The organism is Martinezella lusitana (assembly GCF_010668395.1).
Taxonomy (GTDB): domain Bacteria; phylum Pseudomonadota; class Alphaproteobacteria; order Rhizobiales; family Rhizobiaceae; genus Rhizobium; species Rhizobium lusitanum_A.
Genome location: NZ_WUEY01000006.1, coordinates 42,157 through 67,482, shown reverse-complemented (window position 1 = coordinate 67,482; position 25,326 = coordinate 42,157). Strand labels below are relative to the sequence as shown.

General features: G+C 58.4%; 26 protein-coding genes. 16 read left to right on the top strand and 10 right to left on the bottom strand.

Annotation, left to right across the window (positions count from 1 at the left end):
- Positions 1-38 precede the first annotated feature (38 nt).
- Genes GR212_RS15315 through GR212_RS15275 form a run of 9 tightly spaced genes read left to right on the top strand, consistent with a single transcriptional unit; the run spans position 39 to position 15,678 of the window.
- Complete coding sequence (locus GR212_RS15315) at positions 39-3,842, top strand: hypothetical protein (protein WP_246725778.1); 3,804 nt, start codon at positions 39-41, stop codon at positions 3,840-3,842.
- 40 nt (positions 3,843-3,882) lie between these two features.
- Positions 3,883-4,539, top strand: coding sequence for a hypothetical protein (locus GR212_RS15310; protein ID WP_163987438.1), 657 nt, complete (start codon positions 3,883-3,885; stop codon positions 4,537-4,539).
- Positions 4,540-4,545: 6 nt separating this feature from the next.
- On the top strand, positions 4,546-5,172 hold the full coding sequence (locus tag GR212_RS15305; protein ID WP_163987437.1) for a hypothetical protein: 627 nt from the start codon (positions 4,546-4,548) through the stop codon (positions 5,170-5,172).
- Entirely contained in the window at positions 5,169-5,594 is a 426-nt protein-coding gene (locus tag GR212_RS15300; protein WP_163987436.1) for a DUF6950 family protein, read from the top strand. Before GR212_RS15305 ends, GR212_RS15300 begins: the two co-directional genes overlap by 4 nt.
- Positions 5,594-13,966, top strand: coding sequence for a hypothetical protein (locus GR212_RS15295; RefSeq protein ID WP_163987377.1), 8,373 nt, complete (start codon positions 5,594-5,596; stop codon positions 13,964-13,966). The genes GR212_RS15300 and GR212_RS15295 overlap by 1 nt, the downstream gene beginning before the upstream one ends.
- A gap of 4 nt (positions 13,967-13,970) precedes the next feature.
- The gene (locus GR212_RS15290) at positions 13,971-14,390 is read left to right on the top strand and encodes a hypothetical protein (protein ID WP_163987435.1); all 420 of its coding nucleotides are present in this window, start codon (positions 13,971-13,973) and stop codon (positions 14,388-14,390) included.
- The gene (locus GR212_RS15285; RefSeq protein WP_163987434.1) at positions 14,380-14,790 is read left to right on the top strand and encodes a hypothetical protein; all 411 of its coding nucleotides are present in this window, start codon (positions 14,380-14,382) and stop codon (positions 14,788-14,790) included. The genes GR212_RS15290 and GR212_RS15285 overlap by 11 nt, the downstream gene beginning before the upstream one ends.
- A 17-nt stretch (positions 14,791-14,807) precedes the next feature.
- Complete coding sequence (locus GR212_RS15280; protein WP_163987433.1) at positions 14,808-15,458, top strand: DUF4376 domain-containing protein; 651 nt, start codon at positions 14,808-14,810, stop codon at positions 15,456-15,458.
- Positions 15,459-15,471: 13 nt separating this feature from the next.
- On the top strand, positions 15,472-15,678 hold the full coding sequence (locus GR212_RS15275) for a hypothetical protein (RefSeq protein ID WP_163987432.1): 207 nt from the start codon (positions 15,472-15,474) through the stop codon (positions 15,676-15,678).
- Positions 15,679-16,045: 367 nt separating this feature from the next.
- Here GR212_RS15275 and GR212_RS15270 read toward each other — a convergent pair whose 3' ends face one another.
- Positions 16,046-16,549: a hypothetical protein gene (locus tag GR212_RS15270; protein ID WP_163987431.1), complete on the bottom strand. Its 504-nt coding sequence runs from the start codon at positions 16,547-16,549 to the stop codon at positions 16,046-16,048.
- A gap of 752 nt (positions 16,550-17,301) precedes the next feature.
- Positions 17,302-17,562: a hypothetical protein gene (locus tag GR212_RS15265; protein WP_163987430.1), complete on the bottom strand. Its 261-nt coding sequence runs from the start codon at positions 17,560-17,562 to the stop codon at positions 17,302-17,304.
- A gap of 149 nt (positions 17,563-17,711) precedes the next feature.
- Here GR212_RS15265 and GR212_RS15260 point away from each other — a divergent pair, with 149 nt between their 5' ends.
- The 5 genes from GR212_RS15260 (at position 17,712) to GR212_RS15240 (ending at position 19,607) form a co-directional block, all read left to right on the top strand.
- Positions 17,712-17,951 carry a hypothetical protein gene (locus GR212_RS15260; protein WP_163987429.1) on the top strand — a complete coding sequence of 80 codons (240 nt, stop codon included), beginning with the start codon at positions 17,712-17,714 and terminating at the stop codon, positions 17,949-17,951.
- A complete protein-coding gene (locus tag GR212_RS15255) occupies positions 17,938-18,540 on the top strand; it encodes a lysozyme (RefSeq protein ID WP_163987428.1) in 603 nt (200 codons plus the stop codon). The genes GR212_RS15260 and GR212_RS15255 overlap by 14 nt, the downstream gene beginning before the upstream one ends.
- Positions 18,540-18,950, top strand: a complete 411-nt coding sequence (locus tag GR212_RS15250) for a hypothetical protein (protein ID WP_163987376.1) — start codon at positions 18,540-18,542, stop codon at positions 18,948-18,950. The genes GR212_RS15255 and GR212_RS15250 overlap by 1 nt, the downstream gene beginning before the upstream one ends.
- Positions 18,910-19,185, top strand: coding sequence for a hypothetical protein (locus GR212_RS15245; protein WP_246725777.1), 276 nt, complete (start codon positions 18,910-18,912; stop codon positions 19,183-19,185). Before GR212_RS15250 ends, GR212_RS15245 begins: the two co-directional genes overlap by 41 nt.
- Positions 19,186-19,277: 92 nt before the next feature.
- On the top strand, positions 19,278-19,607 hold the full coding sequence (locus GR212_RS15240; RefSeq protein WP_163987427.1) for a hypothetical protein: 330 nt from the start codon (positions 19,278-19,280) through the stop codon (positions 19,605-19,607).
- On the opposite strand, the gene GR212_RS15235 is transcribed toward GR212_RS15240, so the two are convergent.
- From GR212_RS15235 to GR212_RS15205, 7 genes are all read right to left on the bottom strand, one after another.
- Entirely contained in the window at positions 19,608-19,814 is a 207-nt protein-coding gene (locus GR212_RS15235) for a hypothetical protein (protein WP_163987426.1), read from the bottom strand.
- Between the two features lie 199 nt (positions 19,815-20,013).
- On the bottom strand, positions 20,014-20,736 hold the full coding sequence (locus GR212_RS15230) for a hypothetical protein (RefSeq protein ID WP_163987425.1): 723 nt from the start codon (positions 20,734-20,736) through the stop codon (positions 20,014-20,016).
- Between the two features lie 57 nt (positions 20,737-20,793).
- Positions 20,794-21,504, bottom strand: a complete 711-nt coding sequence (locus tag GR212_RS15225) for an SOS response-associated peptidase (RefSeq protein WP_163987424.1) — start codon at positions 21,502-21,504, stop codon at positions 20,794-20,796.
- Between the two features lie 29 nt (positions 21,505-21,533).
- Positions 21,534-22,043 carry a hypothetical protein gene (locus GR212_RS15220; RefSeq protein ID WP_163987423.1) on the bottom strand — a complete coding sequence of 170 codons (510 nt, stop codon included), beginning with the start codon at positions 22,041-22,043 and terminating at the stop codon, positions 21,534-21,536.
- On the bottom strand, positions 22,040-22,600 hold the full coding sequence (locus tag GR212_RS15215) for a hypothetical protein (RefSeq protein ID WP_163987422.1): 561 nt from the start codon (positions 22,598-22,600) through the stop codon (positions 22,040-22,042). The genes GR212_RS15220 and GR212_RS15215 overlap by 4 nt, the downstream gene beginning before the upstream one ends.
- A 59-nt stretch (positions 22,601-22,659) precedes the next feature.
- The gene (locus tag GR212_RS15210; protein WP_163987421.1) at positions 22,660-22,899 is read right to left on the bottom strand and encodes a hypothetical protein; all 240 of its coding nucleotides are present in this window, start codon (positions 22,897-22,899) and stop codon (positions 22,660-22,662) included.
- 388 nt (positions 22,900-23,287) lie between these two features.
- Positions 23,288-23,491 (bottom strand): hypothetical protein, encoded by a 204-nt coding sequence (locus tag GR212_RS15205; RefSeq protein WP_163987420.1) that lies wholly within the window; start codon positions 23,489-23,491, stop codon positions 23,288-23,290.
- A gap of 186 nt (positions 23,492-23,677) precedes the next feature.
- Here GR212_RS15205 and GR212_RS15200 point away from each other — a divergent pair, with 186 nt between their 5' ends.
- Positions 23,678-23,977, top strand: a complete 300-nt coding sequence (locus tag GR212_RS15200) for a hypothetical protein (RefSeq protein ID WP_163987419.1) — start codon at positions 23,678-23,680, stop codon at positions 23,975-23,977.
- Positions 23,978-24,213: 236 nt separating this feature from the next.
- Positions 24,214-24,513 (top strand): hypothetical protein, encoded by a 300-nt coding sequence (locus GR212_RS15195; RefSeq protein WP_163987418.1) that lies wholly within the window; start codon positions 24,214-24,216, stop codon positions 24,511-24,513.
- On the opposite strand, the gene GR212_RS15190 is transcribed toward GR212_RS15195, so the two are convergent.
- Positions 24,510-25,325, bottom strand: a complete 816-nt coding sequence (locus GR212_RS15190; protein WP_163987417.1) for a Ku protein — start codon at positions 25,323-25,325, stop codon at positions 24,510-24,512. The two genes, GR212_RS15195 and GR212_RS15190, sit on opposite strands and share 4 nt — an antisense overlap.
- Between the last annotated feature and the right edge of the window lies 1 nt (position 25,326).

The following is a 25,326-nucleotide window of genomic DNA, read 5'->3' as shown; positions in this document are numbered from 1 at the left end:
AGCAAAAGTTGCGTGAGCTCGAGACGCAACGTTCGGCATTGGCGGAAAAGCTCAATCTCGCTTCGAACGAGGAGATTGGTCGCCTTCAACGGCAGATCGAACTGCAGCGGCAGATCGTTCGCGATAACCAGACGCTGGTTATCCAGGCTCAGCAGGCCGCTGCAGCCGAGGAACAGTCCCTCCGCGCAAAGCAGGCGCAGAAGCTGTCGCGTGCCGATCAGGTGGTCGGTGTCGCCGCCGGCAACGTTACGACGGCGAACAGCAGGGTGGCGGAGACGCAGGCGGCTATTGCCGCGGAACGCGAACTGGCGAAGGTCAAGCTCAATGGTGAGATCGATGCCCGGCGCCAGTCCCTCGTAACGCAAACCCAGCGGCTCAAGGGTGTCCGGTCTGAGATCTCTGAGCTTCGCTCGATCAAGGATCTGAGCGGGTTCGATGACGCCTTCGGTAAGCAATACAATGGATTGCTCGGCCAACAGCAGAAAGCACTTCAAAGCACCCAGACCCTCTACAAGGAAATTGACAGCCTCGAAAAGAAGCTCGCCAGCATCGATGCCGGAGAGGCCGCGACGCGCGGGATTACCGCCGCGATGTCGAAGCACACCCAGGCTGTGCAGGCGGCGGAGAAAGCCGTCAACGCGCTCTCGCTGGCGGAGGAAAATCGTACCAAGATCGCATCGGCCGATATCGGCAGCGCCACGTTGGATCGGCGGCTGGCTGCAGAAGCGAAGGCAATTCAGGCCTATCAGGACTCGATCACTGAGTTGCAGGGGCGCATGCGAACCCTTTCGGACGCAACAAACGAAGCGTTCACCGGGAAGGCCGCAGCGAAGATGTCGGCTCAGATCGATGATCTCGATCAGAAGATCCTTGTTGCCCAGAACAATCTGAAAACGGCCAGCGCCGCGATTTCCGACGCGCAGGGCGGGAACATCGGCCAATTGAACTCGGCATTGAAGGCGCAGTCGGTGGCGGCCGAGGAATTGAACAAGCTTCAAAAGGAAGCTCAGGTTCTTTTGGAACGCCAGGTCCAGACGACCAATCGCATTGCAGTTGCCCAACAGCGTCTCAATGTATTGCGCCGGGCTGGTGGTGCAGTTCTCGATTTCTTCGGCGGCTGGTCTGGCTTGGTGATGACGGGAGCCCTCGTCGCGGCGACGGCGCTGATGACGAAGTTCGCCGCCGAGTCCGCTGCTTCGGCACAGCAGACCGAGAAGATCACCAAACAACTCACCGATCTCGGCTATCTGACCGATAAGGCGGCGGACGGCATGAAGTCCTATAAGGACGACGTCGCCAATATCCGCATTTCGAAGCTTCAGACCGAGCTCACAAATTTCCAGCAAGACATTGCCAAGACACTGGATGGCCTTGGCAATATCGATCTGGGCCAGATCGGGCCGAGCACGGACCAAATTCAATCGGAATACGATGCCGCCCTTTCGACCTCTTCGAAAGTTCTCGACAGCAACGATCGCATCAAGGCGAGCCTGAAAAAGGTCCGCGATGAAATCGTGAAGAACAAGGCGATGAGCGAAGAGGCACGCAAGTCGCTTGAGAACATGGCGCTGGCCAATCCGGACATCGCCTCGATCGCGTTGACCGTGGTGAACCTTGGTGAGCGCCTCAATGCGCTGAAGAAGGCGACGGACGACTGGGTCAAGGGCATTCAGGATGCCGCTCGGGCGGCAAACATGAATCCCGCCCAGCAGTATCGGCAGTCCGAAAATCAGTCGATGACGGATTATCAGCGGCTGAAGACGGAAGCTCAGCCGACGATCGACAAGGACGTTCGCGAGGCGGACCTCACACCTTATGAGACTGCCATCAAAGGCATTGTCGACAAGGTCTCCAAGGAGTTGGAGAAGGCGGGTAAGCTTGTCGATCTCGGCCCCATCCGCGACGCCGCGCAGAAGATCTATGCGAGCCAGCAGGCGAAGCGCGGGCTCCTTGATCTCATCGGCACGACCGAGGGTACAGATAAGGGCCGCGGATATAACGAGACGCTTGGCTACGGCCGCTTCACTGATGGTCCCGTCAATCTGACCCAGATGACGATCAATGAGGTGCTCGCCCTTCAGAGCAAGATCCTCGATCAGACGCGGGCTCTTCCGTCCAGCGACCCGTTGTACAATTCGTCCGCAGTTGGGCGCTATCAGATCACCCGTACCACGCTCCAGGATTTCATGAAGCAGCTTGGGATCTCGGGCGACACGACCTTCAATCAAGAGACACAGGATAGGATCGCGCAGGAGCTCATCCGTCAGACCGGCGGTAGCCTCAGCAAATTGCGCGGGCGCTGGCCCAGCCTCAACAATTATTCCGACCAGACGATCAAGACAGCGAGTGACCAGACATTCACTGGTCTGCCTCGTTTGGATGAGTCAACGCAGAAGTGGGTCGATGGCCTGAAGGATTTGGACCTTCAGAGCAAGGTCAAGGCCCTGAGCGATTTCGACCAGCTTGTCCTGCAGACCGGTCAGTCGATGGGCGTCACGCGCGAAGAGCTTGTACAATACGCCGATGCGGTCGGCTCCGGCGATCTGGATAAGGTTCCGGACAAGCTCAAGACCATCTCGCAAATCCTGAAAGCTGGCACCGACAACGAACTGACCAAACAGGTCAAGGAATTGGTCGCGACGGGCCACGAGAAGGGGCTGAACGACCTTCAGCAACAGGTGGTCGAGTTTGCGCGTTCCGCAAAGGTTTCCGAGCCAGAGATCAAGGCCTACGTTGATGCGATCGCGGATGGCCGGCTGGATCAAATCCCCGCTAAATTCAAGGCAATACAAGACGCTCTTCAAGTCGGGATCGATAGCAATTTCACGCGCCAGCTTCATGAGCTGAGCAACAGCGAGGCAACGAAATTCCTCTCGGACCTTCAGCAGAAAGTCGTCGAGACGGCTCGGCAGTTTGGTCTCTCTGAACCAGAGATTAAGGCCTATGTCGACGCAATAACTGACGGCCGTCTGGACCAAGTTCCAGCCAAGTTCCAGATGATCACCGATCAACTGCAGAAGTCCACCGAGAACGATCGCTTGATCAAGTTCACGGATGGCTTGGCTGACTCCATCGGAAATCTCTTCACTGACATGCTCGATGGCGATGATGCATTCGGCAACCTTCTGAAGAACCTCGAGAAGCTCGTCGTGCAAATCCTAATCGTCGAGCCGCTCGTCGAGAGCCTGAAGTCGAGCTTTCGCAACATCGCAGGAGGAGCCGCCACCGGCTCGTCTGGCGGTGGTCTTGGCGGGATTATTGGAGGCATCTTTGGAGGGAAGGGATTGTTTGGCGGTCTTTTGGGGCTTGCTGATGGCGGTCCCGTTGACGTCGAAGATCAGAAACCCGGTCCCGTACGCGGACCGGGTGGACCGCGGTCTGACAAGAAGCTTGTTAAGCTCTCCAACGGCGAGTTCGTGTTTGACGAACAGTCCACCAAGAATGCCGGCGTCGAGAACTTGATGGCGCTTCAACAATACCTGAAGCGCGGTCGGCTAACGGACCTGCTGAAGCCAAAACAGAAGATGGCAGATGGTGGCCCCGTTGCGCGACCCAATAGTGTCGTGCCCCCGTCTCAGTACCTCCCCGACGGCAGCAAAATGCTCGCGGCCAACGGAAACAAGATGGCCACCGGCCTGTCCAGGCATTCTCAAAGCAAGCAGGTCGATGGCCTCCACATTTCTTTTGAGACGAAGGTCGCCGAAGACGGAACGCTGCAAACCTACGTGACAGGCGTTGCCAAGACTGAAAGTTCGAAGAGCGTAAAGTCGGGCATCTCCCAATACGACAGCGCGCTGCCGGACCGCATGAATCAGATCAAGCGCAATCCCAACAAGCGATAGCGCGAAACTTAAGAAATCAATCGCTAGGTATTGAAATCACATGACAATTGTGACGCCATATTCGTTCGCGGATTTTGCCGATCGTCTGAATATCGAAACTGTAATCTGGGACATCCAACGCAACGACGAGTCGTCCGGTACTGGCGACGGACGGGTTTGGACAGCAGAGCTCGCGCCACCCCTTTGGTTGGCTACCATCAACCTGAAACAGTGTTCGGCAGACCAGGCCAAGCAGGCAGCGGCGCGGATCCGGAAGCTCCAGGGATCGAGGCTCGCCTTCTTCCTTTACGATCCGTTGAGCCGCTTCCCCCAAGCCGATCCCGACGGCGCAAGGCTTGGCCAGAATGCCGTAACCATCAATAGCCTCGGCGCCGACAATGCCTCTTTGAGTTTGGCTGGCTTACCTCCAGGCTATGTGCTGACGGTTGGCGACAAATTGTCATTCATTTTCGGCAGCAGCGTCCAGCGCTACGCCTTCCACGAGATCTCGGAAACGGTCACTGCCGGCTCGAACGGAAAAACGCCGGAGTTCGGCATCTTCCCGAATTTGGCTGTCGGATCCGCCACAGGGATTTCGGTCGCACTCATCAAGCCGTTCTGCAAATGCGTGCTTTTCCCGGGCAGCCACAATCCTGGAACGACCGGTGTCGACCACACGACCACTGGGGCGACCTTCAAAGCTATTCAAAAGAAGTGAGCTCCGATGCGTGCGATAGACGGAAATTTCTACAACGCGCTGATTTCCGCACGGGAGACCGGGATCATCCCGCGGACCTTCGTCTGGTTCATCGCAAAGACGATAGCGTCGGGAGCCCCTGTGACGCTCGGGCTCTGGACCGGAGATGACGATATCAATGTGTCTGTGACCAGCGGCACCACGGGGCTTCCTGAAGCCCGTACTTATTACGGTGCAATGAATTTGGACACTGGAGACACGCCTCGCGTCTCGGACATGACCGCTCAGACAATCAGCCTCGAGATGAGCCAGATTGCCGACATCGCTCAGCAGCTGGTGCGCGGGTACGATCTTCGTCTGGCAAAGGTCGAAATCCACGAGATGACGATCAACCCGAGCACTGGCGCACTGTCGGCAACCCCCTCGATAGCATTCCTGGGCCAGGTCGATGGTGCTCCGATCGATACCCCTTCGATCGGCCAAGACGGCAAAATCACCGTGAACGTGATCTCGGATGCGATCTCCATGCTCAACCGGACTAACCCTCAGAAGAGTTCCTACGAGGGTCAGAAGCGCCGGTCCAACGACCAGTTCGGCAAATATTCCAGCACGGTGAAAAACTGGTCCATCCCTTGGGGGCAGAAGTCCAAATGATTGAACTCACGAGAGTCGACGATTGGCGCCGGCGCTTCGCCGAAGAGATCGACAGGATGTGGCGGACGCCCTTCAACTGGGATGGCCACGATTGCGTGGTGGGCCTCGCTGGCAACATGGCACTTGCGATCACCGGTGTCGATTGCGCTGCCGAGTATCGCGGCACGTATAAAACGGCAGCTGGCGCGCTGAAGGTGATGCGCGCTGCAGGGTTTGAAAATATCGGTGACATGGTCGCCAGCTTCTTGCCCGAAGTACATCCGTCGCTTGCTCATGTTGGCGATATAGCCGCGATCCCAGTCGAATCCCCATTTGGCTACGCGCTCGGCGTTGTGAACGGCGAGCGCATTTTCGTCCTGATGCCTAACGGCGTCGGCACAGTCGATCTTCTCGACGCGAAGCGAGCCTTCAAGGTCGGATAATGAATCTGAAAAAACTGCTGATTGCCTCGACTGCGATCTACGCGGCGTCGACGTCGCTCGCCCATGCGGAACCGATTACTATCGCGCTGTTCGGCGCCGCGTTTGCCGCGACCACCGCTGGTCAGATCGTTTCACTCGGTTTCGGGCTCGCATTCACCTTTGGGCTCTCGCTTCTCCAAAAGACAAAGAAGCCAGATGCCGAACAGACCGGTACACAGATCGAAGTCCAGATGGGCGATGATCAGCCCATTACTTTCATCGGAGGCAAATTCGCAACCGCCGGGCGGCGCAAGTATATCGGTGCGTGGGGCGACGACGGCAAGACACCGAACGCCTACGTCACCGACGTCATCGAGGTCGGAAACATCCCAAACTACGCCGGTCCACTGGGCATCACCAGCGTATGGATCGATGACCAGTTGTGCGGGGTCCTCTGGGACCAGCCACATCCGGACGGTCGGGGCTATCCTGTCATCCAATACCGGACTGCCAACGGGAAAGACTATCTCTGGATAAAATATCTAGATGGAACGCAGACCGCGGCCGATCCTTTCCTGCGTGCGAAGTTTGGCTCGGATCCGGATCGTCCGTGGAACGACGACATGATCGGCCTCGGCTGCCAGGTTGTGATCCTTACGGCTCGCTACAACACAGATCTTTTCTCGGGCATCCCGCAGGGAATGTACGAGCCGCATCCGGCGAAGTTCTACGATGTTCGCAAGGACTCGACCAACGGCGGCAATGGCTCTCATCGTTGGAATGATCCGGGCACTTGGGAGCGGACACAGAACCCTGCCGTTATCATCTACAACATCATCCGCGGCATCTATTACAACGGAACGTGGGTGTATGGCGGTCAGAACCTTGCCGCTTATCGATTGCCCTCGTCGAACTGGATTGCGGCGGCGAACGCATGCGATGCGAGGGTGGCTCTCGCTGATGGAACGACAGAGCCCGCCTATCAGGCTGGGTACGAGTTTCACGGAGACGAGAAGCCGTCTGATGCGATCGAGAAGCTCCGCGCGGCTTGCAATGGACGTCTCGCGGAAGTCGGAGGCATTTTCAAATTGCTCGTTGGCGCCCCCGGCGGCGCCGTTTATGCGTTCACTGACAATGATGTCCTTGTCACCGAAGGTCAGAGTTTTGAGCCTTTCCCGAGCCTCGACGACACCGTAAATGCGATCGAAGCCACATACCCCGAGCCTACGGAAAAGTGGGCGAACAAGGACGCACCTGGTCGGTACTCCGATACTCTTGAGGCGCAAGACGGAAATCGCCGGCTACCCGATAGTGTGACCTTCGATGCTGTGCCGTTCGCCAACCAGGTGCAGCGCCTTATGGTGGCGATCCTCCAGGAGGAGCGTCGTTTCCGTATTCACCAGTTCCATCTGCCGCCGGATGCGTATCCGCTCGAGCCGAACGATGTGGTGTCTTGGACGTCCGACAAGAACGGCTATGTCAACAAGAAATTCCTCGTCACCACGATCACGGGGCATCAGACCTTCAATCAGTTGGTGATGCTGAAGGAAATTGATCCTTCGGACTACGACTGGAATGCAAGCATGCAGTTGCCGACCGCGACCGGATGGATTGGTCCGATCACGGCTCCTGCGCAGCCGATGTACGGATGGTCGGTCGAGCCGTCGACTATCAAGGACTCGGGAGGCATCGATCGCCGGCCGGCGATCAAGATCAGCTGCGCGCCCGACCAGGACGATGTGACTCGTGTCTGGGTCCAGGTTCGGCTTAAGGAGACCGGTGTGCTTGTCTTCGACAGCGACAGCAACCGATATGACGAACCATATTCGTGGATCATCTCCGGCCAATGGATGATCTCCAATACCGACTACGAGGCGAGGGGGAGATACCTCCCGAAATCCAACCGCACCACCAGCTGGTCGGATTGGCTGCCCGTCAAGACGCCGAACGTCCTCATCCAGAGCGCTGACGTCCTCGATGGGTCTATCATCGCCTCCAAGATCGCTGATGCTGCCGTGACAGCCGCCAAGATCATGGATGAGGCAGTCACGAACCTCAAGCTCGCCGACGAGGCGGTCTCGACTGCGAAACTTCAAGTTGCCGCAGTCACCGCTGACGTCCTGGCCAGCGGCGCGGTTATCTCGACGAAACTCGCAGATGGTGCGGTGACCGCCGCCAAGCTCGCCCAGGGCGTGGTTGATGCCACCAAGCTTGCATCGAGCATCAAGGCGGTGGAAGTCGTCTCGACCCTTCCAACGACGGGCAACGTCGAAGGGCGGCAGGTATTTCTAACGACGGACGGCAAGCTTTATCGCTACCACAACAGCGCCTGGACGACTGCCGTCGCCTCGGCCGATATCAACGGCACACTGACCGACGCCCAGATTGCCGCTGTTGCCGCATCCAAGGTCACCGGTCAGTTGACCGACGATCAGATTGCCGCGATTGCCGCCGCGAAGGTCACCGGCGCGCTGGTTTCCTCTCAGATCGCCGATGCCGCCATCACGAGTTCGAAGCTTGCCGCATTGGCGGTGGATGCGACCAAGCTGGCTGATGCGTCCGTGACGGCCGCCAAGATCGCCGATGCTGCCGTCACGACCACGAAGTTTGCGAACGGCATCCGGCCGGTCGAGATCGTCGCTGCCTTGCCGACGACGGGCAATATTGAGGGGCGGATGGTCTACCTGACCACCGACGACAAGCTCTATCGCTATACCGGTAGCGCCTGGACGTCGGCCACGCCTTCGACCGACATCACCGGTCAGTTGACGGATGCGCAGATCGCGGCCGTCGCCGCCGCCAAGGTCACCGGCACGCTGGTATCCTCGCAGATCGCCGACGCGGCCATCACGAATTCGAAGCTCGCCGCATTGGCGGTAGACGCCACCAAACTCGCAGATGCCTCCGTCACTGCCGCCAAGATCGCTGATGCTGCCGTCACGACCACGAAGTTTGCGAACGGCATCCGGCCGGTCGAGATCGTCGCTGCCTTGCCGACGACGGGCAATATTGAGGGACGGATGGTCTACCTGACCACCGATGACAAGCTCTATCGATACACCGGGAGCGCCTGGACGTCGGCCACGCCTTCTACCGATATCACCGGTCAGTTGACGGACGGTCAGATTGCGGCCGTCGCTGCTGCCAAGGTCACCGGCACGCTGGTTTCCTCGCAGATTGCGGATGCTGCCGTCACGAATTCGAAGCTTGCAGCGTTAGCGGTGGATGCCACCAAGCTGGCCGACGCTTCCGTGACGGCCGCCAAGATCGCTGATGCTGCCGTCACGACCACGAAGTTTGCGAACGGTATCCGGCCGGTCGAGATCGTTGCCGTGCTGCCAACGACGGGCAATATCGAGGGGCGCACCGTCTACCTGACCACGGATGACAAGCTCTATCGGTACACCGGGACGGCCTGGACGTCGGCCACGCCTGCGACCGACATCACCGGTCAGCTAACCGACGCGCAGATTGGTGCGGTCGCCGCCGCCAAGGTCACCGGCCAAATCACCAGCACGCAAATCACGGATGGCGCGATCTCGACGCCGAAGCTCGCGGCTGGCGCTGTCACCGCGAACGAACTGGCCGCCAATTCCGTCATTGCCGCCAAGATCGCGGCCGGCGCCGTTATTGCGGCGGCGATCTCTGCTGGGGCAATCACCACAAACGCCATCGCAGCAGGAGCCGTCACGGCAACGCAGATCGCGGCCAACACGATCACGGCCGGGCAGATCTCGGCCGGCGCGATCGGCGCGACACAGATCGCGGCCGGCGCTGTTACGACGGCGAAGCTCTCTGCCGGCGCGGTCACCGCCAATGAGCTTGCCGCGAGTGCCGTCACGGCTGGGAAGATCGCGGCCAACGCCGTCGTCGCCACGAACATCGCGGCGGGTGCCGTCTCCGCGAAGAGCCTTCAGCTGCAGGATTTCGAGAACCTCGTCCCCAATGGGCGCTGGGAAGACACGACAAATATCGGCGATTATTGGACTCCAGCGAATCCCGCACAGGTCACGGCCTCCTACATCATTGGGGGGCAGAGCGGGTCCTACAGCCTTCAGACTGTGAAGAGCGCAGCTGCCGTCAACGGAGAACTTCGGACTGCGGCGATGATCCCGGTCATTGCAGGCGAGGTCCTGTATTTCGAGACTGCGCTGAAGAGCGGGACCACCGATACATCCTCCAATGGCGGTTACTACAGGCTTATGTGGTTCGACGCCAACAAGGCGGCTTTGGGGACCCAGTTCACCGATATAGTCGGTAACAAGCCGATCAGCACGGATTGGGCAACGTACAGCGGACAAGTCACTGTTCCGGCAGGAGCTGCCTATGCGCAGCCGAGGCTTTACAACACCAGCACGACGGCTCTCACGCTGCAATATGATCGCATCGTGCTGCGACGGGCTAACGCGGCAAGCCTGATCGTTGATGGCGGCATCACCGCCAACGCCCTGGCTGCCGGTTCGGTGACGACGGCTGCTCTTGCTGCAGGAGCTGTGACAGCGAACGAGATCGCCGCCAATGCGGTCACCACCGGAAAAATTGCGGCCGGCGCTGTCACCGCTGCTCAGATTGCGGCGAACACGATCACGGCTGGTCAGGTCGCTGCCGGCGCGATCGGCGCGACACAGATCGCGGCCGGTGCGGTTACGACGGCGAAGCTCTCTGCCGGCGCGGTCACTGCCAATGAGCTTGCCGCGAACGCTGTCACGGCTGGAAAGATCGCGGCAAACGCCGTCGTCGCCGCGAACATCGCGGCCGGTGCGATCACCGCCGACAAGATGGTTTTGGCCGACTTCACGAACCGCGTTGAGAACCCGAACTTCGCCGATGGCAATGGCTCTTGGACCATGACGGCGGCTTCCTCCATCGTAAACGATCCGGCAAGCGCCTACGTCGGGAACTGCTACCTCAATGTGGGTCCCGGCCTTAACGGCATCGTCTCGCGAAACATCAATATCTTCCCGGTCGTCGCGGGCGAGCAATACTTTTTGCAGACTTTTGCGAAAGTGACCGGCGCTCCGAATACGGCAATCTCGCTCCGCATTCGTTACATGCAAGCGGACAAATCGACCTTGGTCGGAACGGGTGCCGTTACCATCCCAGCTAATGGTGCAGCGACCTACACAGAGTATAATTTCAGTTCGTCGGTCCCTGCGGGCGCTGTCTATGCTTGGGTCGATTTCACGACGAACAGCAGCGCGATCACAACCGGCAGCTACCAGATCGGCTTCGTCTCCTGCCAGCGGCGCAATACAGGCAGCCTCATTGTCGATGGTGCGATCACCGCCGCCAAGATCGCCGCTAACGCCGTCACCGCCGCGTCCATCGCTGCCGGCGCGATCACAACGGACGCCCTGGCTGCGAATGCAGTCACGACGGCGAAGATCGCTGCCGGCGCGATCACGGCCTCGCAAATCGCTGCGAACACCATCACGGCTGGTCAGATCGCGGCAAACACCCTAACGGCTGGGCAAATTGCAGCCGGTGCGATCGGCGCGACACAGATTGCCGCCGATGCGGTCACGACAGCGAAGATCGCCGCAGGCGCGGTCACCGCGAGCGAGCTTGCCGCGAACGCCGTCACGGCCGGCAAGATCTCGGCCAATGCCGTTGTCGCCGGCAACGTCGCGGCGAACGCGATTACGGCGCGTGAGCTGATCCTGCAGGATTGGGAAAATCTCATTCCCGATAATCAGCTGCAGTCACCGGCAGCATGGTCCTCGCTAAACAATGCGGTGGTCAATCCAGCCACCACACAGGCCTTCAGCAGCAAAGGAGCGATCGACTACACCTATGTTGCTGGAGCGAGCTATCTGCAGATCCTGCAGAGCCAACCCTTTGCCGTCGTCTCCGGTCAGCCCTATCTTGCCTCCGCCCAGGCTATAAGGACGTCAGGCACGATGTACGGCCTTTGGCTGCGCGTCCATTGGCTCGACGCCAATGGCAACCTTTTGAACCCAGACACCTACGTCACGATCGTTTCCTATGGGACGGCGGGCGGCGGCACTGCGGCCGGGATGCAGGCCTTTTCTGCGGAGATCACCCCGCCTGCAACGGCGTTTGGTGCACTGGTCAGGGGCTACATCCACCGCGACTATACAGATGGCAATGTTTCCATCGGCGGGATCAGCTTCCTCCGAAAGGCGACGGCCAACCTGATCGTTGATGGCACCATAACCGGTACGAAGATCGCGGCCACGACAATCACGGCGGGCAATATTGCGGCCGGCACTCTGACGGCAGCGCAGATTGCAGCGAGCGCCATCACGGCAACCCAGCTTGCGGCCGGTGCTGTGACCACCGCCAAACTCGCAGCCGGCGCGGTCACCGCCAACGAATTGGCGGCAAGCGCTGTCACGGCCGGCAAGATCGCCGCGAACGCGGTCACCTCGGGGACGATTGCAGCCAACGCCGTCACGGCCGGCACGATTGCAGCCGGCGCGGTATCGGCCTCGCAGATCGCAGCCGGTGCCATCACGGCTGATAAGCTCGCCTCCAATGCGGTGACGACGAATGCTTTGGCGGTTGGCTCGGGCAAGAACCTGCTGCAGAACGCCAATTTCGCTTCAGGTACCGATTGCTGGGCTTACACTCTTGGCGGCGGTTCGACGCCTGTCACGTTCGCGCTTCGCCAGCCTCCCGCTACATGGTCAGGCGCAGCACAGCCAACGCTGATGGTGGACAAGGAAAGCGGGCCGGATACAGGATCAACCTACGTCGATGTCCGCTGGAAGCGGCCGGATGAGGCGTCTCTTGCCGTCGTCAACCTCAAATATGGGGTTCCTTGCACGGCAGGAGAGTCATTCGAGGCCACTGCTTATATTGCCGCTCATCGGTGCATTTGCGAGCTGCGCATCGAATGGAGAGATGCGACCGGGGCTACCCTTGGCTATTCCTCCGTTGATACCAACAACGCCAATTCGTCGAGTTCAACGGACCCCGATACATGGCCGCGTTTGCGGACAGTCGGTGTCGCTCCGACTGGTGCCGTCTGCGCCGGCATTCATATGCGCAAGCGGGATACCAACGCGGGCCAGACGACCAGCTACATGTTCGTCAACAAGCCGATGCTGTGCCGCATCCCGGCCGGGGCGACCGAGCCGACGCCCTGGAGTGATGCCGGCGTCGTCCTGATCACCCCGAACGGTATCGTCGCGAACGCGGTGACGGCTGACGATATTGCGGCGAATGCCGTGACGGCCGGCAAGATCGCCGCCAACGCTGTTACGGCCGGCACGATTGCGGCCGGGGCGGTCACCGCGACGACGATCGCGGGTGGCACGATCACCGGTGACAAGCTCGCCGCCAACACGATCGGCGCAGATCAGATTGCCGCGAATGCCATCACCGCCAAGCAGCTTGTTCTCACCGACTTCTCCAACATGGCGGACAACGGCTGGCAGACAGGGACGCTCGACGGCTGGACGACACAGAACGTCCAGAGCTTTGCTAACGATCCCACGGCTGGAGATGCTGCAGGCTACGTTCTGCAATCGCTCGGCCGAGATTGCGCCCGCTCGAACTTCGTCGCGGTCACACCGGGGGATGTCTACGCCTTTGACGTCTGGGTGAAGAATGCCGATGCGAACGTGGCTCAGGTCACGGCGATAACGATGACGCCGAGCGGGACTGTCGCCTATGCGGCAGTGACGAGCACGACGACGAAGAACGGCTGGGTGCGGCTGCAGGGGCGGTATACTGTTGCGAGCGGCGTCTCAAAGCTCGCCATGCTCCTTCAGGTGGTCAAGACCGCTGGCACCGGCAGCTCCTGCTACTGGTCGAATCCGGTCATGCGTCGTGCCGTCTCGGCCGAGCTGATCGTGGATGGTTCGATCACCGCCAGCGCGATCGCCGCGAATGCGATCACGGCCGCGCAGATCGCCACGGGCGCGATTACCACCGACAAGCTGATCCTGGGCGGCGTCACCTACGACAAGATTGCCACTGGCGCTGTCACCGCCATAACCTCCGCCCGTGCCTATTACAGCCAGACCATCCCCGCAAACGGGACGGTCGATCTTACTGCTGCTGGCGTGGTGGTTGCGGGTGACGGACGTGTCAACGTCAGCACGATGACCCTCGGGCTCTATAACAAAAACGGCAACAGCCAGAGCGCCCAGCCTATTAACGTCAGCATCCTCCGAGACGGAACGGTGATCTTCGGCCAGGTCTATTATCTCGGGGTCGTTCAGACCCAGGTGACGAGCAATGGCGGCAGCGGCGGCAGCGGCGGCGTAACCCAGACAACCTACACCGCAGGCCTCGTCTCGATACCCGTTCTCTACGATGAGCCGGGCGCGGGATATCACGTCTACACCCTGCGGATTAACTGCCCCGACAACACGATCGTCTGGAACGAAAGCAACATTATCGCAACGGCGTTCAAGAGGTAACGAGATGCCAAACGTCAACTACATCCTGTACTCCGACACTGACGGCATGATCCGGCAGAGCGGCTCCTGCGATCAGGAGACCTTGCCTTTCATGACCACAGCCTTCGGGCCGGGGTACTCCATCATGACGGTTCCGGCGCAGGACTACCGGCACGATATCGATGCTCTGTCGTATGTGCTGGACGGGAAGATCACGGCCAAAGTCGCGGCAGTCGATACGACGGAATTCTCCATCCAGGCGAACGGGCAGGACACCGTTTCGTTCGCCGTGCCCGCCGGCACGTCCGTCGTCCACGAAAACCGGATCGTTCTTATCGAGGACAGCCTGTTCGAATTCTCCACCGACGTCGTGGGGGATCATCAGTTCCGCTTCATCGCCCCCGCCGCGTTCTTCAATTTCGAGGTGACCGTCCATGCGGTTTGAGGTGCTCGCCGATCCCATACTGGAACGCATCCAGGCGCAGGCCGACATAGACCAGCAGGTCAGTCAGGCTCGCGCTCTCTTCATCACGCTCACACCGGGTCAGGAAGCCGTCTATGCCATCAAGCTTGCCGAGGCGCAGCGGATCGCAGCCGACTACCATAATGTGCCGGAGGGCGAGACGCCTCACATCGCGGCCGAGGCCACTGAGGATGGCGTTAGCCGTTTCGAGAAAGCGGCCGAAATTCTAACGCGCGACCAGCATTGGAAAGTCGGCTCGCAGATGATCGAAGCGATCCGCCGATCGGCGAATGCCGCCCTTGCCGCCGCCAAAACCGCTCCCGAAATCCGCGCCGCCACCGTCATCGACTGGCGGGCCGTGCGTGTTTTTGCCCAAGCCTAACAACGGAAAGGACTACCATGTATCGCATAGACAGCATGTATGAACCGATGGTCGAGGCGCTGCTTTCGGCTCGATCGGAGAACAAGGCCGATCGTTGGATGGCCTGCGCCGCCTTCTGGCTCGGCCGACAGCAGATCTACAATGTGCCGGACTTCTGGCTTGCGCTTGCCGCCAGGATCACGTCCGGACTGGATGCTGCCGACAAGGAGGCCATCCTTGATCAGCTCAGCAACAAGGAAGCGGCCCTGGTCAGTTCGGCCGGGGATTGGCCGGAAACGCCGGAAAGCCTTCTGGCCGTCGTCGCCGGCTGGTCTCCGGAACCGGCACCGGTCGATCTCTATGCCTATGCCGCGTCCAAGCGCTATGCCGTCGAGACGGGCGGCATCGTCATCAATGGCATGTCCGTCATGACCGATCGGGGAAGCCAATCGCTGATCACCGGAGCCTACAACTATGTGCAGGCGAACCCGGAGGTAACGGTGAAGTTCAAGACTGCGGCCGGCTTTGTCGAGCTGACGGCAGCGCAGATGACCGCGATCGCCAATGCGGTCGGCGCACATGTCCAGGCGGCCTTCGCCGCCGAGGGCGAAGTCAACAGCCGGATCGTCGCCGGCACCATCACCACCACGGCCGAAATCGACGCCTTTGCATGGCCGTCCAACACCTGAAGGAGACCCTTGAATGTCCACCCACGTAAACTCTCTGAAGAAGCAAATCGAGCTGCTGCAGGCCGAGGTCGAAACCTACGCCAACGCGGTCGATAACCTCGCTGGCCAGCTCGCCGCCGCGCAGACGAAGCTGCAACTCCTTGGCCAGCCGATCGGCGTCGATATCTCGCAGATGGTGCCCGCCAACGAGCTGGAAAAGAAAGAGGCTGCAGAAGCCTGATCACGCGAACGATGCGGCCGCCTTTAACCGGGCGGCCGCTGCGGTGAAACCGCAGCAGCGATTGGTTCAGCCAGGCGGTCGCAGGAAATTTGGGGGGGCCTGCGACGATGGGCTGAGCTCGGCACTGTCGCCCACCCGACAGCGAAAAGTTAGGGACTGTCGCACCTGTCCCCACAAACGGGGATTTCATCTTCTCACTTTTGTTCAGAGGGTTCAATGTGCAGACTGCAACGCGCCAGGGCAGTTATCGATTCATTTTTTTGTCCAGAAGCTAACGCCACGCCGTCCAGAAGGCGACCGCGCGCTACAGTCACAGAACTTAGTAAGCCGGCGATGTTCTATCGGATCTATGTCGCTATGGAACGTGTCAGGTTGGCGGAGCTAGAATTGGAGCTGGCATCCCGCACCGAAGACGCGACTTCAGCAATTGACTGACTTCGCCGATCGCGATCTCGAATTTTCGTCGTGAAGAGGGTGCGCGCTGGGTTGCCAGTGCCTCCGTTCGTATTCCAATTGTCAGGACCTCGAATTTACTCGTGATGCGGACAATGTCGGCGTGCTCGAAGGAATTGATGTCGGCCTTGTGTGCAAACATATTTCGGATGTTTTTGAGCCTCAAGAGGTCCGCCTTTAGTGGCGTCGAAATCAGTCCAGTGAGATACGCCAATCGAATAACGATGCCATGCGAACTGACAGGCCCTTGGCGTCGATCACTACCAAAGAGGATTTTCCAATCTTCCTCACTTTCGATCAAATGAGCACGAAGGGCTTTCGGAAGTAGAGATTCGATGTAGGCGTGTCCCGCAATTGCACACGCCCTATCGCTGCCGTTCTCAATTTCATCGATTATCGATTTGTCGACTTCGAACATAACGCCTCGCCATCAGTTTGTCGGCGCTCAAATGATCACGAGATCAGTCTGGAGTCGAGCTGTTGCAGAACGTCGATCGGGCGGCCGGAGCAAAGCCCCTCGCTCCGGCGACGGGTCGATAGGGGTAACCCGTCTGGCAGCACTTCTCGATAGCTGCCCGCCCGTGCCGTATAGGCATAGCGATCATGCCACTCTAAAAAAGCAGCTTCAATCCCACGAAGTCATTTTGAAACGAGGCTATGCGCCTCTTGGGAGGGTGGCCGCTGACAGTGTAAGGGGCGTCGCAGCGATGAGCAGGGGTGTGGCGAAGCTCATCCGACAGGAAACAGGAACCCTATCGCACCCTTGCCTTGCAGGCATGCGAATACTTACACGTCACATGCGCGCGTTCAAGAGATCACGGCACCGGGTTGCACATCGTCAAAAAAAGAGGCCCGCGCTAACGGGCCTTTAGGGAAGTGCTGCGGGTCGAAGGGTGAAAATACCCTTCGAGAGATAAACGGTTATCCCCATCCGAAGTTCCTCATCCCAACGTAAAAGTCAAGGGAAAGGCGGGTGCCCGGCGCTCTGAGGATTGCACCGGCAGTGGGAGGGGCTTGGCCAACGTCCCGCTGGATAAATGTCGCAACATTTTATCGCACCTGTGCCTTGTAGGCGACAGGATCATGGCACGCCGGACGGACGCGCTCAAGCTCTCCCGATGGGAAAAGTTATGAGACGGAAACTAACACCCAATCGGCGCCTGCGGATAATCACCCGATGGCTGAGAATACCTGCGGCGGCAAGACGTTTAGAACGAAAACGACGAAGACGGCGATGGCGGCTATTCGAGCGCCAAGGTTTACGCTCGCGAGCAGCCCAAGGCCAATGGACAGAAGAAAACTGTTGGGATGCTCATAGGGCAAACACAACAGCAGAATGAAAGACGCTAGCCAGAAGGCAAATGCTCTAACCCCGCGTGGGCCGACGTTTCTGAGGAAGTCATAAAACGCCTGGTCGTCGATATCGTCCATGCAACTTTTCCGTTGTTCGTAGAAAAAAAACGGCCCGATTGCGTCGGGCCGATAAGTGTTGTGGGAGGTGGGGAGGTCAAACCCTACCGCACAGGTAACGGCGATCAGCAGCCAAAGTTCCGGCTCCGCCTTAAATTTCAGGACATCCCATGAAACCCAAACTCGTACCCGAATGGGGCCGAGTGCTCCGCCATGCGTGGAGCATCCGACTTGGCATTTTGGCCGGCTTTCTCTCCGGCTGCGAAATTGCCCTCCCAATCATCGACCAGGCAATCAGCATCCCCCGGGGCGTTTTTGCCGCCCTATCAGGGCTGGTCACCTGTGGCGCCGTAATCTCGCGCCTCGTCGCTCAAGAAAACCTGAAAGGTGACTCTGATGCCGATCAATAAGATTGTCGCAACGAAGCGCGGCAAGGCTGCGATAGCTGCTGCCATTATCGCCGCCGCGGCCGGCGGCTGGCATTCGATCAAGGATACAAACCCAGCAAAGCACGTCTATCCACCGGCCGTCATCCTGGCGACCGACAAGCTTATCAAGCCGTGGGAAGGACTGGTGCTCAAGGCGCACTGGGACCCGTTCGCAAAAATCTACGACATCTGCTATGGCAAGACGCGGATCAATGGCAAGCCCGTTACCGCCAATATGAGTTTCACCAAGGCCCAGTGCGACGCGTTCCTCGAGCAGGAAGTCTACGAGGAATACTATCTCCCGCTCACAAAGCAGGTGCCGAAGTTCACGAGCTTCCCCATCAGCTTGCAGGCCTCCCAGATCTCCGGCGGCTATAACTTCGGAATTGGAGCATTAGTCCGCTCCAGCGCCATGCGAGAGGCCGGAAAGGGCAATTATCGGCTCGCCTGCGAAATGCAGACGCGGTTCAATCAGGCTGGAGGTCAAGTCGTCAATGGCCTCGTCAAACGCCGCGAGATGGGCGACGCCCAGCGACTTGGCGAGGCCGAAACCTGTGTGAGTGGTCTCTGATGTTCGCGAATCTGTCCGACATCATCAAAATCCCGGCCGCCTTGCTGATCGGCATGGCTATCTCCGCAATCGTGCTGGTCTTCTTCTACGAGGGCCTGCATCTCCCGTTAATCGGCCAAGTGATCAATGGGCGCGTAGCCAATGCCGCTGCGGCGGCACGCGAGGGCTATGTTGCGCTCGCCGAGAAGACGGCGGCGGAAGCCAAAGCGGCCGAAATGGAACGCCAGCGCAACGCCGCATCTCTGGCCCTCACCGAAGCCGCCAAGCGCCAGGCCGCAGACGAACTCGCACAGCAGGCAAAGGATGTTGAAACCGATGTTGCAATCGCCGACTTTGAAAAGAAGCTCGCTGCTGCGAACCGTCAGTGCCTTGCTGATCCCGCTGACGTTCAATTCCTGCAATCTCACTGACCGGCTCGAAAAGGCTTCCTCAGAACAGGGCAAGATTGCTGCGGGCACCAATCTGCCGCCGCTGCCCGACGACTGCCGGAAGAACGAGCCGCACGCCGGTATACGGGTCGGCGACGAGCTGCGTTCCGTCCTTGTGAAGGAGCGGGGGGCGCTTGACCGCGCGAATGCGCGCAATGGGCGCTGCGCTGATTTCTATGACGACACGCGGTCCAGCTTCGGCTCTCAACCGAAATGAAGGCCGCCGCCTGAACATACGGGGCGATGCGCATCCCGACCGGTTTCGGGAAGTGCCCTTCTCATTTCACATCAAGCTTTTGAGGGGCGGGTATGGCCATCAATGAGTATTTGGATGCACTCGGCATCAAAGTTGGCGTTGTCGTAGCTGGCTTTATGGGTGGCGTTCTGCGCGGCTTATCTCGACGACGCTATACCGCCAGAGAAATATTCGTCACACCGATCGTCGGGGCAATCGCGGCGGCCTATATGACGGAACCGGTGCTTTTCTATCTGCGGGCCATTAACTGGCCGCTGCCGGACCGTGACATAACGGCAACGAATGTCTCCGCCTTCATCGTGGGTATCGGCGGCATGTGGGTGTCAGATCTCGTATTTGAAATCGTCTCGCGATGGGTGAGGGGTGGCAAGCCCGGTCCGTGATCACTTCGGGGGCCATCTCTTCGCGACCCTTACAGCAGACCTGAGCACGGCATCGCTTTTCCGAGGCGCGATCGTCCAACCATTCGATTGGTTAGAACGCTCGAAGATTGTCACTCCGAGATCGCCAGATGTGATCTCGGCGCCTGGATAGGCGTCGCGCAATGCCGCTTCAATTACCTTGATGAGATCTTGTTTTCTGATCGTCATTGGACGTCCCGCCGGCGTCTTTCCGCGCGCCGCTGCGCTACCCATTCTCTGTCCGGAAAATGATCCCAGCACCAGTAACTGTTTTGGCCTTTGACGGGTTCGTAGCCGAGCATACCCCAGACAGTGCAGCCGGGCTCTTCGCAATAATGTTCAAATCGAACTGGCGGGAAGGGGTAAATAGCTGTGCGCGTTTCGTCACTCATTCCGATGTCCCGTTGAGTCGTTTCAAAGCATCATAATAGTCTTCAACATCGCGCGCGGCTTGACGTGCGATATCGGTCCGCCCCTCAGGTGGGCTATTCAGGATCCGCTTCATGCTGACGAGGCATGTCCATTGCCATTGTTCGTCATAATCAAAGGAAGCATCCTGCCAAATCCTCCCAAACGTCACTTCTCTATCTGAACCGAAAAAATCAGCCAGATACGGTCCGTTCGCTCGGCGCCATGTATAGCGCGGTACCAACTGGCCCATGCGTTCGAGGTGCGCCAGAGCGTCGTTCGCAGCCGATCCATGCTTTGGCTTTGGGCGAATGACATCGTACTCGGGCCTCGTCTTTTTCCGTACGTCAAAGGCTCCAACCAATGCGTCAGCTATTCCTTGGCTGATGACATCCCGTGTCAGGCGGACAAGATCGTTGTTGCGCGACGCCAATGCAAAAGCGTCTTCGGCCGTTACGCGCTGCAACGCTTCCAAGATGACCGGCGCGATCGCTGGGCGCTGGAGCGTCTCCCCATCCTCGTAGAATTCGAGGGATTGGAAAAGTGTCTCCGCAATTCCGCTTGCTAGTCCTGGAAAGCGCGAAGGTTCGCGGCGTTTGCCAAGGGCGTATCCGGAAAAGCTCCGAACCTCGCGCCGGCGCATACAGGCAAAGTGAATACTAACAATCAAGCGGATCCAATCGGGTGTTGAGTAGTCGCGCATCTGGGGCCTTATTTTTATGTAGGTCGCGTTGGGGCGGCCGCCGCACCCCGATATCTGTCATTTCACTCTGACAAGGTCGCTATCCGGGAGAGGGCGCTGAAGACTCGCTGCCTCTTCCCATGGCGCCGTCAGCCAGGTTTCGATCTCATCCTGATTCCTCAGGATTGCGGGCATGGCATTCTGATGGATTGGCCGTACGACCTCGTTCGGTTTTGTCGTCAGGAACCCGAAGAGATCGACCGTAATCTCTCCCTCTTTCACCTTGCGAACCGATGTCCATTGCGGCACATAGATGCCCGCAAAGAACATCAGCGGCTCATCCGCCGTGGCTGAAAACCAAGCGTTCGGCGTTCTCCCGCCTTCGACCTTGCTTGCCGGGTCTGGCTCTGCAAATCGCGTGAAAGGCACAACGCAACGGTTTTCCACGCCGAACCACCGCTTCCAATGCTTGCTCTGAATGTTTCGGACGTTCGTGACGCCACCGTCCGGCTCCATCCTCAGAAGCTCGGCGAAGTTCACCTCCTTGCCCTTGGCGCGGAGTTTGTCGGCGCGCTTCGTCGCCGCGGCAAAAAGCACATTTTGAGGTGACGGCAATCCCCATCGGACTTTGACCAGTTCACGGCCGGCAGGCGTATTCCGCACGATCGGGCCCTTCTGATCGGGATATAGATCAAGCTCGGGCTCAAGGTTGCCGATGCTGTCTATCAGCGCGCGTGTGATCTGTCGGATGGCTTCCTGATTGGTCGTCACGTTATAAAGATTGCACATAATCAGCTCCCACGTCGCCTTGTACCAGTCTAACGCTTTTCTGACATGAAAATGAAAACGGCCAAACCGCGCTTCTTGCAGCGCCTACATTTCAAACGCCTTTCCAGATCCTTCGTTCTGGCGCCGACGCCGTATTTTTGCAGCAGCTGCTGTTTGTTTACATAGCGCAGCGCGCCGCACCGACATACGGCGTGCAGGATCTGCCACTCAGAAATCCTGTCGATCGTTGTATCGCCCAGCTCAAAATAGCCTTTTGGAATTTTGACTTCAGGAGACCATTCGAGCTTTACGAATGCATCGTAGGCAGGTTCCATCTTGCAGCGATCCCAACCAGTCTTTGCATGGTCCGGGCATCCGGCCCCCTTTGCGACGATGTCGGGCAAGCTTCTGATGCTGATGTCGCCCAAAACTTCGAGCATGGAGTCAACGTTGTAATTCTTCGCCTTGCGACACTTGGGACACCAAAAACAGGCGATCTCGCCCTTATGGTAGGACAGCCACGGAATCTTGTCTGTCCATTTTGGCAGTTCATCGTTCATGGCTCCAATGGGAGACCACAGTACCAAACCCAGGTAGGATGGGTCTCGATCCCGTCGACAATGAGCCCGAGCGTCGTCTCCAGATCTTCACCGATATCGTACCAGTTCGGCCCCAAGTTAAGCTCGGTCCTGGCCATGGCGATGTTGACGAGCGTGCAGATTTTCCCGTTTACTTCGTCCAACGCGAACTGCAGATCTGCAAAATGCCCAGACGGCATTGCGGTGTTCACATGCACTCGCTTGAAGGGCATGTCTGGTCGGCCCTCGACTTCCTTGGCCAGAGCATATTCGACTTCCTTCTTTGGCAAGTCGAAAGGCCCCTCCCACCAAAAGGTATAAGGCGGCCGGTCGTCGTCCTCCTTCTCGTGATCGTAATCGTAAGCGCCAATCTGCTCGAGCACTTGCTGGGCATCCTTGATGACCCGCAGGAATTCATCAGATTTGGAGATGGCGCCGTCGTGTCGGCGCTCGTCGAAAACATCTTGGCTCACGAAGGCCACCAGTGCTTTGAACGCATTGGCATCAGCTCGGTTGATAAAATATTGATCAGGTTGCATGACACACGTCTCCGTTCCGCCGGCGGCCGGCGGTTCTCTATGTCAAGTCGTTAGTTCAGTTAGGTGGCGCTTATGTCCGCGATCTCGCCATGCTTTACCAGCAGGCGAGGAGAACTCATGTCGCCAGTTTCCTCATCCACCATAACGGCGTAGGCCGCGACACCGACGAAACGCTCTGACATCGCAAAAGCAATCCGCTCGGCGCTGCCAGCATTCGACGCCGCGCGCATCTCGCCCGGCACGAGGTTTCCACGGTTCTTTCGATATGGCAGTACGATAAATTTTTCGGTCGCACTCATGGGGTGTTCCTTAAGATGTTCCTATTATGTTCTCGCCGCAGAAAGAGTCAACACGGAAAAATGCCTCGGAGCATAAATGAGAAATCCAGCTATCTTGCTTTCAGCTATGATGTTCGCTGGCCCGCTCTGCGCAGCATACCGGTCCGCGAAAATCGATGCGCTCTCAATCACCCATGCGCTTGCAGCGGACCGTCGGCAGGGGGATGTGGCTATTTCGTTCCGGACTTTCTTCTGACGACGGATCTGCACATGCGGAACATACATGGCTGAAAGCCGTTCTGTTGTCGGAAGATACTAGCCCATGTCTTCCGCGCCTGCAGGGTGCGCCGCGGTCCCCCCTTCCCGGAAGCCGCGGCGTACTTCCAAAAGGAGCGAATATGCTCGCAGCCTAGGAGGCGCGAAGCCGCCGATCCTTCCGGCACTTGATAGCGTCTCTGATTGAAGTTACCGCATTGCCATATAAGGAGATCATTTCGAGGTCCCGTGTGTCGTAACCATATTCTTGCTCGATGACAGTCATCACCAGAGAATCCCTATATTCTTCAAGTTCCTGCACAAATTTCTCCATCGCCTCCAAATTTCTTTCCGTCATTCCTATCTCCAATTTGCCGTGGCCTATGGCATTGCCCTTCGCAGAGGCACCGTAGCAACCAACTACGCCTTTTGGCGCAGGACAAGGTTCAGTCCTACCTCATGTTCATTATGGGCCCCATCGATGAACGATGTTTCCACCGCTGTTTGCCGGAGGCTATCATGGAACCTGTGGATGGGGGACAGCATGAAGCGTATGGAACGCCTTGCAGGCAGGGCATTGCGCCCAAAGGAACTGGAGATTGCCGAACGGGTATTCGATCTGGTGTCGGCCCAACCTTGGTTCGACAGAAGCGAATATTGCCTCGATGGTTTCGCCATTCGGCTTATCAATTTGGTTCGATCCGGTATCGCAAATTCGACCCAGCTGGAGACCATAGCTGTCCTGTGGGCAATGACGAATTTCAGCTGTGATATGACGAAAAGTCAGCGGATGAAACTTCTGGCAGCCCATGAAGCGCAAAGGCATCGCGCGATCCGCACCTGAACTGCTGGAGAATGACCTTCACCGATAGCGCGAGACCTGCCGGGCAGCTCATAGACAACTGCGATAGCCGCCTTAAAATGTCGAGAGCGCTTGAAGGCGCGGTTCGGTAGCATTCTATGAATCTTCTGGACTTTGTCTTTTCAGGGCGTACGATGAGTGATCGTTGCCAACCGATCCCGTAGGCGGTGACGACTGAGGGTTTCTGCTCCCGCCTGCAAGACCGAGGAGGGAGCGTTATGCCCTTTCGAAAGTATGCAGCAACACCCCTAGATCCGCATTTTCGCGAAAATCTCTTTCGCTTTGCCAGAAAACAGGTTTGCTCCGACCTGGCGGCAAATCGTGTCGTTCAGCGGACCATCGAAGTTTTGTGCCACGAGCCAGAATTGTTGGACGGCCGCGATGTGAACGAGACAATTTTCGCCTTGTTACGCCGACACGCTTTTGAGGAGACCAATCTACTGGCGAGCAGAACTTCCAAGAACTCCCGCTACGTTTTCGCGCAAGGTGCTGAGAAACGGATATCTACGGATATCTAACGCGCCCCTTTCCCACGCTTCGCTTCGGCGGCCATACTCTTCCTTAGGGCATCCATGATGTTGATGACGTTGGAGGGTGCCCCGACTTCCTTCGGCTGAGCCTTGGCCCGTTTGGGCGATCGCAGGGCTTTTCTCTTCTCTGCGATAATCTGCAGAAGGCTTTCCTGAATTGGATCCGTCACCATTTGGGGCGACCATTTTTTGGTCTTTTGCTTGATCAACTGCTGAACCAAGGGGATGAGCTCCGGATCGGCGGTCTCGTCAATTCCTTCGAAGTAGCTCTTCTCTGGTCGTATCTCGTCGCCAAAACGCAAGGTCCAGACAACGATACCTTCTCCCCGAGGCTCGAGGACAACAGCCCGTTCGCGCCTTCCTATTACCAGGCGCGACACTCCGAGCACTTTGCCGGCGGCCATTGCGTCGCGGATCACCGCGAAAGCTTCCTGGCCCACAGGATCATTGGGCATCAAGTAATGTGGTTTCTCCAGGTAGATCCATTGAATCGAGTCCCGCGGCACGAATTTATCGATATCGATCGTTTTCACAGTATCGAGCGCAACCGCATCCAATTCGTCCTCGGTGAGGACAATATAGTCGTTCTCGCCGCGGGCGTATCCTTTGGCTTGGTGGTCTTCGTCGACCGGCTTTCCCGTTACTGAGTCAACATACTGGGAGACGACGCGGTTACCGGTTTCCTTGTTAAGGGTGTGAAATCTAACCTTTTCAGATTCCGACGTTGCCGGCGTCATAGCGACGGGGCAGGTGACCAGGGATAGCTTGAGATAGCCTTTCCAATATGGGCGAGGTGCCATG

What these genes read in the sequence shown, in the direction of transcription:
- GR212_RS15310 (WP_163987438.1), top strand. Translation starts at nt 3,883, where the DNA reads ATGACAATTGTGACGCCATATTCGTTCGCGGATTTTGCCGATCGTCTG.
- GR212_RS15305 (WP_163987437.1), top strand. Translation starts at nt 4,546, where the DNA reads ATGCGTGCGATAGACGGAAATTTCTACAACGCGCTGATTTCCGCACGG.
- GR212_RS15300 (WP_163987436.1), top strand. Translation starts at nt 5,169, where the DNA reads ATGATTGAACTCACGAGAGTCGACGATTGGCGCCGGCGCTTCGCCGAA.
- GR212_RS15295 (WP_163987377.1), top strand. Translation starts at nt 5,594, where the DNA reads ATGAATCTGAAAAAACTGCTGATTGCCTCGACTGCGATCTACGCGGCG.
- GR212_RS15290 (WP_163987435.1), top strand. Translation starts at nt 13,971, where the DNA reads ATGCCAAACGTCAACTACATCCTGTACTCCGACACTGACGGCATGATC.
- GR212_RS15285 (WP_163987434.1), top strand. Translation starts at nt 14,380, where the DNA reads ATGCGGTTTGAGGTGCTCGCCGATCCCATACTGGAACGCATCCAGGCG.
- GR212_RS15280 (WP_163987433.1), top strand. Translation starts at nt 14,808, where the DNA reads ATGTATCGCATAGACAGCATGTATGAACCGATGGTCGAGGCGCTGCTT.
- GR212_RS15275 (WP_163987432.1), top strand. Translation starts at nt 15,472, where the DNA reads ATGTCCACCCACGTAAACTCTCTGAAGAAGCAAATCGAGCTGCTGCAG.
- GR212_RS15270 (WP_163987431.1), bottom strand. Translation starts at nt 16,549, where the DNA reads ATGTTCGAAGTCGACAAATCGATAATCGATGAAATTGAGAACGGCAGC.
- GR212_RS15265 (WP_163987430.1), bottom strand. Translation starts at nt 17,562, where the DNA reads ATGGACGATATCGACGACCAGGCGTTTTATGACTTCCTCAGAAACGTC.
- GR212_RS15260 (WP_163987429.1), top strand. Translation starts at nt 17,712, where the DNA reads ATGAAACCCAAACTCGTACCCGAATGGGGCCGAGTGCTCCGCCATGCG.
- GR212_RS15255 (WP_163987428.1), top strand. Translation starts at nt 17,938, where the DNA reads ATGCCGATCAATAAGATTGTCGCAACGAAGCGCGGCAAGGCTGCGATA.
- GR212_RS15250 (WP_163987376.1), top strand. Translation starts at nt 18,540, where the DNA reads ATGTTCGCGAATCTGTCCGACATCATCAAAATCCCGGCCGCCTTGCTG.
- GR212_RS15240 (WP_163987427.1), top strand. Translation starts at nt 19,278, where the DNA reads ATGGCCATCAATGAGTATTTGGATGCACTCGGCATCAAAGTTGGCGTT.
- GR212_RS15235 (WP_163987426.1), bottom strand. Translation starts at nt 19,814, where the DNA reads ATGACGATCAGAAAACAAGATCTCATCAAGGTAATTGAAGCGGCATTG.
- GR212_RS15230 (WP_163987425.1), bottom strand. Translation starts at nt 20,736, where the DNA reads ATGCGCGACTACTCAACACCCGATTGGATCCGCTTGATTGTTAGTATT.
- GR212_RS15225 (WP_163987424.1), bottom strand. Translation starts at nt 21,504, where the DNA reads ATGTGCAATCTTTATAACGTGACGACCAATCAGGAAGCCATCCGACAG.
- GR212_RS15220 (WP_163987423.1), bottom strand. Translation starts at nt 22,043, where the DNA reads ATGAACGATGAACTGCCAAAATGGACAGACAAGATTCCGTGGCTGTCC.
- GR212_RS15215 (WP_163987422.1), bottom strand. Translation starts at nt 22,600, where the DNA reads ATGCAACCTGATCAATATTTTATCAACCGAGCTGATGCCAATGCGTTC.
- GR212_RS15210 (WP_163987421.1), bottom strand. Translation starts at nt 22,899, where the DNA reads ATGAGTGCGACCGAAAAATTTATCGTACTGCCATATCGAAAGAACCGT.
- GR212_RS15205 (WP_163987420.1), bottom strand. Translation starts at nt 23,491, where the DNA reads ATGACGGAAAGAAATTTGGAGGCGATGGAGAAATTTGTGCAGGAACTT.
- GR212_RS15200 (WP_163987419.1), top strand. Translation starts at nt 23,678, where the DNA reads ATGAAGCGTATGGAACGCCTTGCAGGCAGGGCATTGCGCCCAAAGGAA.
- GR212_RS15195 (WP_163987418.1), top strand. Translation starts at nt 24,214, where the DNA reads ATGCCCTTTCGAAAGTATGCAGCAACACCCCTAGATCCGCATTTTCGC.
- GR212_RS15190 (WP_163987417.1), bottom strand. Translation starts at nt 25,325, where the DNA reads ATGGCACCTCGCCCATATTGGAAAGGCTATCTCAAGCTATCCCTGGTC.